Source organism: Acinetobacter bouvetii (assembly GCF_902753875.1).
In the GTDB taxonomy this organism is placed as follows: Bacteria; Pseudomonadota; Gammaproteobacteria; order Pseudomonadales; family Moraxellaceae; genus Acinetobacter; species Acinetobacter bouvetii_A.
The window spans coordinates 1-7811 of the sequence record NZ_CADDTS010000054.1 but is presented as its reverse complement, the minus strand read 5'-3'; the positions used below and the strand labels follow the sequence as shown (position 1 = coordinate 7811).

Below are 7811 nucleotides of genomic sequence, written 5' to 3'. Positions count from 1 at the left end.
TGCAGTACGCTGCAAAAATTCAGGCTGCGATTGGAAGAAAGCTGAAAGCTGATGCAGGGTATAGCCGAAAGCTCACTAAAAACCCATATAACCCCGCTTGGCGGACGATGTACTTCACTGATAAGTCGTACTTGCTCGATGAGCTTGCCGATTATGTTGTGGTTAAAGCACTCAGGAAAAGCGAGCAAGAGCAAGGCTTGGGGCGTAACTGCACCATGTTTCAGCAGGGCGCATCATGGGCTTATACCGCAGTCATGGAGTTCAAAAAGGCAAACACCCCTTTCCAAATGTGGCACAACGCTGTCAAAGACCGCCTAAAGGACATAAACGCAGGTTTCCCCGAAGCCTTACCCTACTCAGAAGTCAAAGCCACAGCAAAGAGTATTGCAACATGGGTGTGGCAACGGTTCAGCGAACAAGGTTTAAAACAGTGGCACGTAGAGAAAGGGCGTAAAGGTGGACAGAAATCTAAACGGAGGGCTAAAGCCGATTCAGAGCGTTCTACAAAGCCGTGGGAAGCATTAGGAATAGGACAAGCGACATACTACCGTAGGAAGAAAAAAGGACTGATAAAGTGATAGCAGATAAGCTATATCAGATATCCCCTCGAAGAGGGGGTGTCTTGGTTGTCAGTATGGTCAATTTTAAGAATGTTCCACGATCTCAGCCTAGGCTATTTTTAGCCATTTCTGGGTAGTTAATTCTTTATTGTAAGCTTCATAATTTAAAGAGAGTTTTACGTTGTTTCCTAAATTAAGATTTAAAGAGTTTGATGGTGATTGGTTAAAACTTAAGTATAAAGATGTTCTTACTATCAAATATGGTAAAGATCATAAGTCCCTTAATGATGGTGATATTCCTGTTTTAGGTACAGGGGGCATTATGAGATACGTTGACTCATATTTGTATGATGGAGAAAGTATTTTAATTGGGCGTAAAGGTACGATTGATAAACCTCAATACATAAATGAAAAATTTTGGACAGTAGATACTCTTTTCTATACAGAAATTAAAGAAAATATAGTTCCATTATTTTTGTTTCAACATGCCCTTGAAGTGAATTGGTTAGGTTTAAATGAGGCTACAGGTGTACCAAGTCTAAATACAACTTCGATTTATAATGTTGATATAAGTATTCCCTCAAAAGAAGAACAAACCAAAATAGTTACTTTTCTTTCTGCTGTAGATGAAAAGATTAGTCAAATCAAACAAAAACATGAGCTACTAAGCCAATATAAACAAGGGATGATGCAAAAGCTGTTTAGTCAGCAGATTCGTTTTAAAGCTGATGATGGGAGTGAGTTTGGGGAGTGGGAGGAGACAACACTTGAGAAAATTGGTACTTTCTTGAAAGGAAAAGGTATTTCAAAGGCTGACATTGTATGTGATGGTCAAATACCTTGTGTTCGATATGGTGAACTATATACGCATTATGGTGAGGTTATTTCTAAAGTAATTTCAGCAACTAATATTGATGTAAATAATTTGGTATTAAGTAAAGCAAATGACATCTTAATTCCAGCTTCAGGGGAAACACAAATTGATATTGCCACAGCTAGCTGTATCTTGGATGACGGCATTGCTCTGTCTGGTGATTTAAATATTTTCCGTACCAAAGAAAATGGGATTTTCTTGAGTTATCTCATTCGTTCAAAATTAAAAATGAAAATTGCACAACTAGCTCAAGGTAATTCCGTAGTCCACTTATATGCAACTCAACTTAAAGGTGTTGAATTAAATTTACCTTGCTTAGAGGAACAAACCCAAATCGCCAATTTCCTCTCTGCCATTGATCAAAAAATAGAAGTGGTTTCAAAGCAAATTGAACAAGCCAAACAATGGAAAAAAGGCTTGTTACAGCAGATGTTTATTTAATGAAAAGGTTATGCCGAATAAGCTTTAAAATCCTTAATTTTCTGCTCAGGCATACCTAATTTAAACATTCTGTTAAGCTCAGAAATTGCATGTTTTAAATCTTTTTCAGGAATATTCTTAACATCAAAATATTCAATTTGGCCAAACCGAGCTTTATATAACGCAATTCTTTCTATTCTGTGGCATTGCATCTGCACTGTTGAAGACATAATCCGATCCATTAAATAGAATAAGTAATACGATGTGATCTGCATACTGTCTTTAATCATAAATCCTTGATTTTTTGTGCTTTTAAAGTCATATAGTGTTTCATCAATACAAATATCTGCATCTATTCCACCTAGTGCAACATAAATATTTGCAGAATAACTAGGATTGTATGTGATCAGACTATCAGGCTTAACAAGACCATTTTTAATGAATACATCATCAAAATTTTTGACTAAGGAAAATATATCATCGTAAACCACTTTATCCGTTGGTTTTAGTATGTCCTTCTTTGTTGCTACTGGTAGAAATCCTGATCGCCATAGATTTTCCAATTTAGCCATAAGAATAATGCCGCCAATAAACTCTTCACTTATCTCTAAAGTGTTTGATTTATTAGCTAGTAAAGAATCTATGTGATTTTGCATTTTTTTATACAGTGTCAAAATGCTTTTGTTTTTAGTTTCCTCTAGAAAGCTCGTAATTTTAGGTCGCTCAAATTCCTTAGCACTGAATTCGGTATTCGTGTGATAGGCACAAATTATTTTAGATAAGTAGTCAAATGCTGTACCAACCAAGCCTGAATCATAACTACTCGTTAATTTATGTTCACTCAACACTTCATAATTAGTAAAAGGAGGAATATCACTGTAAGTTTTGAAATCTGTTTTTTTGGGTGCAACACTTTTTATAATTTCTTTTACTTCCTTGCATTTAGGCGCTGATGATTTAAGTATCGACATTAAAGACATTCTAAACATTTCCCATTTAAACCATTGAATATTGGATGTATATTGCTACTTTGCCTATAACTAATAAAGATTTTTCACATCTCCATTCCCTCTGATCATGTATTTATCGAGAATTTTGTTTAAGAAAAACCTGTACAAAATTATCTTTGATTAATTCTTTTTAATGTCTAAAATAGACAAAATGCCTACTTTTTGAATTGAGGTTTAAAACATGCAAGTTATTACAGCGAAAGATGCTAAATCTCGTTTTGGTGAATTATTGGATACGATGCAAAGAGAGCCTGTCTTAGTAACAAAGAATAAACGTCCAGTTGGTGTTTTTTTATCTTTGAAAGATGTGAAAGGTACTCACTTAGAAAGTCTTTTTGATATTGAAAGTGATGATTATGAAGATTGGGAAAAAGAGAAAATAGCAGAAGCCCTAAATTCTTTGAAATCACATCCATTACAAACGACTGCAATGAAAACGGTACACGCTACAGCAATGCAAAAAGCACGAGAATTAGTAGCGAGCCGTAGCAAATGAGTTATGAAGTTTCTTATTTGCCACAAGCAGAACAAGATTTAATTGAAATTTTGGCGTATGGGATCGAAAACTGGGGTGAGCAACTGGCTGAAAGTATGTACCTAAAAATCACTGATCAGTTAGAAACACTCTACTTCTCGCCAAACCGAACAAAGAGAAAAGGGAGTTTAGGAACTAGAGAAATGCTGATTGTTGACAGCCCATATCGTGCCATCATTCAAGTTGATGAAGACAAAAAAAAGGTATTCATTCTCAGAATTTTGCATACATCTAGGAATGTTTGATTAAACCTTTTTAATTTTACGCACAGTTTGCTCTAGATTTAATTTTTAGAGTGATGGATTGGTGATTCTATATCTAAGCAAAAAAGTCGCTTAAAACGCAAATAGTGAGCATTTAAAGCTATATTTAAATAGGTGAGTAGTGAGTGACGAGCTAGAGTTGAGTCCAAACTCAAAATATATTAGTGAAATATACACGGATGAATCAGAGCTTGAGATGCTAAAAATGGATTTAGTTATAGTCGCTGATACTGTGAATGAATGGTTGGAAGAAAATACACCTATAGACCCAGATATTTGTCGTTATATGGGGATGCTGTTTCTGTCATTAGCTAACAGATTAGAGCCAAATTAAAGATGAAATAAGGCAACCCACCTCGTTTCGACATTCTGTTGGTTAAGAATATCCGAGGGGGTCTAAAATGCTTATAACGTATGCACCGTAAAATTTGACGCAGTATCAATTGCCAACCAATTGATACCGAACTTTAAAACGCTGAATTTATTCATAAACTCAGAAATATTCATCCTGTGGTGGATGACAACCTCGAAAAACTATGTCTTCAGAAGCTTAGTTTAGTCCGAGCGACCAACTCGAACAGCAGGGGAGACCAATCCCCATTTAACCTTTTGATTCTCCTGTGGCATTAAATCCACAGCCTTCAAGCACTTTTACCATGCAAGAAGTAACACACTCAAATACAGTCCCCTGTATCCTCAACATCACTCTTTCGCAAAACTACGATTCCCTTAACAAGCCATTTCTGACAACGGTAGCTATAGTTTTTAACCAACTCTTGATAAAACATCTATCAAAAGAAATCCCTATTTATTACTGAATCACCTGTAATTATAGATCACTATCTATTTTACAAGTAAAAACAACAACTTATTCAGAATTATAACAGTACAATTTCAGCAAAAACAACTTGCCTTATATGCGCTACTAAAGATCGCTCCAACACATCTATGTCGTTAACTTACTTAAAATAAGTTACTCAAAAAACTTAGGTGACAAACCCTAATGACATAAAAGTGCGTCCCAAGTTATCCTTTGAAGTCTTAACAAGCAGTACGCCTATCCACTATCTTTCTCGCCCTTTCCTTGCTTTTTCGTACGCAGTTCCAAAATACGAATTACGCAGGCTCGATACCTTAGTATCAATATCTACAACAACTAGATAAAAAAAAGAATCAACATGGGTAAAGCACTTACTCTGCACTATCGGGTATTAACCCTTTTACACGTTTGAGCTATACATCGACCTTTGGAGCAAAACAACTACCCCAAAGTGCCACTCTCGCCAGCTTTCACCTTGATCGCCTGTACCCTCTCGAATACCTCAGAAGCCATCGTGTGTGCCACGCACCTTGCCACCTTTAAAATCAGCAAAGAACGGTAGTTATTAACGCTAATCTCCATCTATGGATTTCACTCACTATTTCTTCAAAAGCAGGATTTCAGCCCTTTCAGCCTAGATAGGAATCCTTTTCTATTCCTATCGCCACCTTTCAGTTTCGATAACAAATTGCTTTGTTATCGTCACTTTGACGGTGATTCCGTGTCCTTGTCGCCCAACTTCAAGAACTTAAAACGATGAAGTGGGATTGAGTAGAATTTGAGGGTAGGCAATAAATTGCCACCCCTCATCAGCCCTCATCAAAGCGTACCGAGCCAAATTTCTAGGGCAGTCCGCTTCGTCAAGCAGTTTTCAGGCTGTCAGCCTTTCCACTGTGAGCTGTTGAAAATCAAATTTTTAGTGTGCCTAACGGCACACTAAAAAACGGTTAAAGGTCTTTTAGGTGCGTTGGTCAGACACACTTTACAACTGATGGAAAAAGCATAATGCACAAAAAATATGCTGTCTATAGGCGTTTTACAGGAACTACTTATTACCCTCTTACAAATACCGTCTAGAAGTCCTTAAAACTTGCTTCGCAAGTTCACCATAGCGATGCTATGGAAAAAGCAAAAAACAGCTCAAAACCAAAAAATCTTTTACTCGATTACAATGCTAGTTTTTGATCAAAAAACAGCGTATTTTGTGAATTAACCCTTGATAACAATTATTGGAAATATTTTGGATGATAATTTTTAGTCCAACCGCAAAATTCACGATGCAACGGCTCGCTGACCATGTTGCCAATGGCGCATATTTTTATTTCAACTTTGAATATGACAGTTCTAAAAAATCAATTGATTCTCTATTGGAGAAGATGACAACACGTTATGAGTTGGGAATCTCACCAAGACAGCGTTCATACCGCCTAGAAAAAGGTCATCCCATTTGCACGATGATCATTCAAAAAGATGTTTTTAATGCAGAAAAATGGTTCTTATACTGTCTATTTACTACGCCTACAAGTAGAGATTTCAATACTTTCAACGGTATCGAAGTCAGTAAACTTGCAAAAAAGTCAGAGCGTTTGAAAATCGAGAATCTTAAAGAGAAGTACAAAGGCTTTAAGTGGGATCTCGATTCAATTTCAGCAGAAAAGACCTTGATTGCAGACTACTTCAAAGATAATGAACCAAAAATGTTCGTCTTAAAAAATCCAATTTCTGTCAAACCCACTGCCCTAGTGACTATGGAGCTTTTCAGAGATACGCATAAGACCTATAAACAGCTCATCTTGGGTGATGAAAAAGACTACAAAGACCGAGTAAGAGCTTATACGTGGACTTGGCGATATACAAAGCAAAGTATTGAAAAAATTAAAACAAAATTTACCGATTCTATTAATAAATTGGCTAGTCAAAAAAATAGCTCTCTAGCTGAGAAGAACCGAGCCGAAGTTAAAAATTTATTCCTGATGGTTGAAACATGGTCTGTTTTTAAAGCAAGCCGTTCCCAAGCAGGGCAAATTATTCATTTTGCACAGCGTTTTTTAAAGTACAGGTCTAAGAAGCAGAAAACATGGATGCAGATGGAGATTGCTCCACCACACTTGACTTATCTGCCACGATTGCAGACCTATGCTGATACACTTCAAGAGTATAAATTTCGGCGAGCTATTTTTGATGAAGAAGGTATAGAAGTGCCTTTAGAAATCGTCAGGGAGTATCATCGGACTTTTGACCACTTCCCCCTTAAAGCTTATATAACCGAGATGAAGGAACAGCATAAAAATAGCGGATTGATTATCCAAAAAGCAGATGAGCTTTACTTACAGGTGCTTGAAGATGAGTAGCCAAACCAAAAAAAGCTTGGCTTTTTTTCTTGTCGTCCTCTGCGGTGTCAGCTTTCTAAACTGCAAGCCAAACACAGCCCCACAAGACCAAGACAGCATTTCAAGGGCAGAACAGCGTGAAGCGGATTTTATGCAGAAAAGAGCTGACTACATCAAGGAAAATGGTCACGACAAGCACTACAACATGCAAAATGGTCGAGTCTATGAATGATTTTGGTTTCTGGCCAAACACACCAGGATTTTTTTCAAAAATCTTGGTGTGTTCAGCAAAACCAAACTCAAACCTTTTAAAAACAGCAACATACATTTTTGCTTGTTGTGCATTTTTTTAATAATTCGCAATAAAATGAATAACTTAACAAGTTTGTAAAATTGGTGTACACTTTTTCGCAGACGAAAAAAAACTCGATGTGGCGTCGAGTCTTCTTTCGGTAACTTGATGAGAAATTAATCTCAACTAGCAACAACAGATATATGAAGCCTGATTGTAGCCTAGTTGAGCCGACTAATTCAAATATTTTTGAAGGGCGACATGGCTTTAAAAAAACAGCTAGAGCTGTTTTTTGATGATCTTGCGTACTATCCGCACTGCACAGATGATTTTGCGGATGGACAATACAGAACGAAAAAAACAGAAGCAATTAGAAAAAAATACATCGAATTCAACCAACCTTGTTTGGTGTCTTACTTTGTCTTTGATCTCGATTACCCCGAATCAGCATTAGCTTGGCAAGAAGAAAACCTTCCACCGCCTTTTTGGGTTGCACAAAACCCGAAAAATGGGCATGTGCATATTTGTTACCGCTTATTGTTCCCCTATCCAACAACGGAAATCGCAAGCATTAAGCCAATGCAGTACGCTGCAAAAATTCAGGCTGCGATTGGAAGAAAGCTGAAAGCTGATGCAGGGTATAGCCGAAAGCTCACTAAAAACCCATATAACCCCGCTTGGCGGACGATGTACTTCACTGATAAGTC

9 protein-coding genes are annotated in these 7811 nt (G+C 37.0%); 8 read left to right on the top strand and 1 reads right to left on the bottom strand.

From position 1 onward, the window contains the following. The coding region (locus FB6_RS16370; protein ID WP_174560951.1) for a replication initiation protein at positions 1 to 578 on the top strand (578 nt) is incomplete at its 5' end. Between the two features lie 163 nt (positions 579 to 741). Further along, complete coding sequence (locus tag FB6_RS16365; RefSeq protein ID WP_174560950.1) at positions 742 to 1875, top strand: restriction endonuclease subunit S; 1134 nt, start codon at positions 742 to 744, stop codon at positions 1873 to 1875. An 8-nt stretch (positions 1876 to 1883) separates the two neighbouring features. Here FB6_RS16365 and FB6_RS16360 read toward each other — a convergent pair whose 3' ends face one another. Beyond that, positions 1884 to 2834, bottom strand: a complete 951-nt coding sequence (locus tag FB6_RS16360; protein ID WP_174560949.1) for a hypothetical protein — start codon at positions 2832 to 2834, stop codon at positions 1884 to 1886. A 211-nt stretch (positions 2835 to 3045) separates the two neighbouring features. On the opposite strand from FB6_RS16360, the gene FB6_RS16355 reads away from it, so the two are divergent. The 6 genes from FB6_RS16355 to FB6_RS16330 form a co-directional block, all read left to right on the top strand. Continuing rightward, positions 3046 to 3360 carry a type II toxin-antitoxin system Phd/YefM family antitoxin gene (locus FB6_RS16355; RefSeq protein ID WP_174560948.1) on the top strand — a complete coding sequence of 105 codons (315 nt, stop codon included), beginning with the start codon at positions 3046 to 3048 and terminating at the stop codon, positions 3358 to 3360. Next, positions 3357 to 3644 carry a type II toxin-antitoxin system RelE/ParE family toxin gene (locus FB6_RS16350; protein ID WP_174560947.1) on the top strand — a complete coding sequence of 96 codons (288 nt, stop codon included), beginning with the start codon at positions 3357 to 3359 and terminating at the stop codon, positions 3642 to 3644. The genes FB6_RS16355 and FB6_RS16350 overlap by 4 nt, the downstream gene beginning before the upstream one ends. A gap of 139 nt (positions 3645 to 3783) precedes the next feature. Further along, a complete protein-coding gene (locus FB6_RS16345) occupies positions 3784 to 3996 on the top strand; it encodes a hypothetical protein (protein ID WP_174560946.1) in 213 nt (70 codons plus the stop codon). Between the two features lie 1763 nt (positions 3997 to 5759). Continuing rightward, on the top strand, positions 5760 to 6833 hold the full coding sequence (locus FB6_RS16340) for a hypothetical protein (RefSeq protein ID WP_254592261.1): 1074 nt from the start codon (positions 5760 to 5762) through the stop codon (positions 6831 to 6833). Next, a complete protein-coding gene (locus FB6_RS16335; protein ID WP_174560944.1) occupies positions 6826 to 7044 on the top strand; it encodes a hypothetical protein in 219 nt (72 codons plus the stop codon). Before FB6_RS16340 ends, FB6_RS16335 begins: the two co-directional genes overlap by 8 nt. Before the next feature lie 321 nt (positions 7045 to 7365). Then, positions 7366 to 7811: replication initiation protein (locus tag FB6_RS16330; RefSeq protein WP_174560943.1), on the top strand; the 446-nt coding region annotated here is incomplete at its 3' end.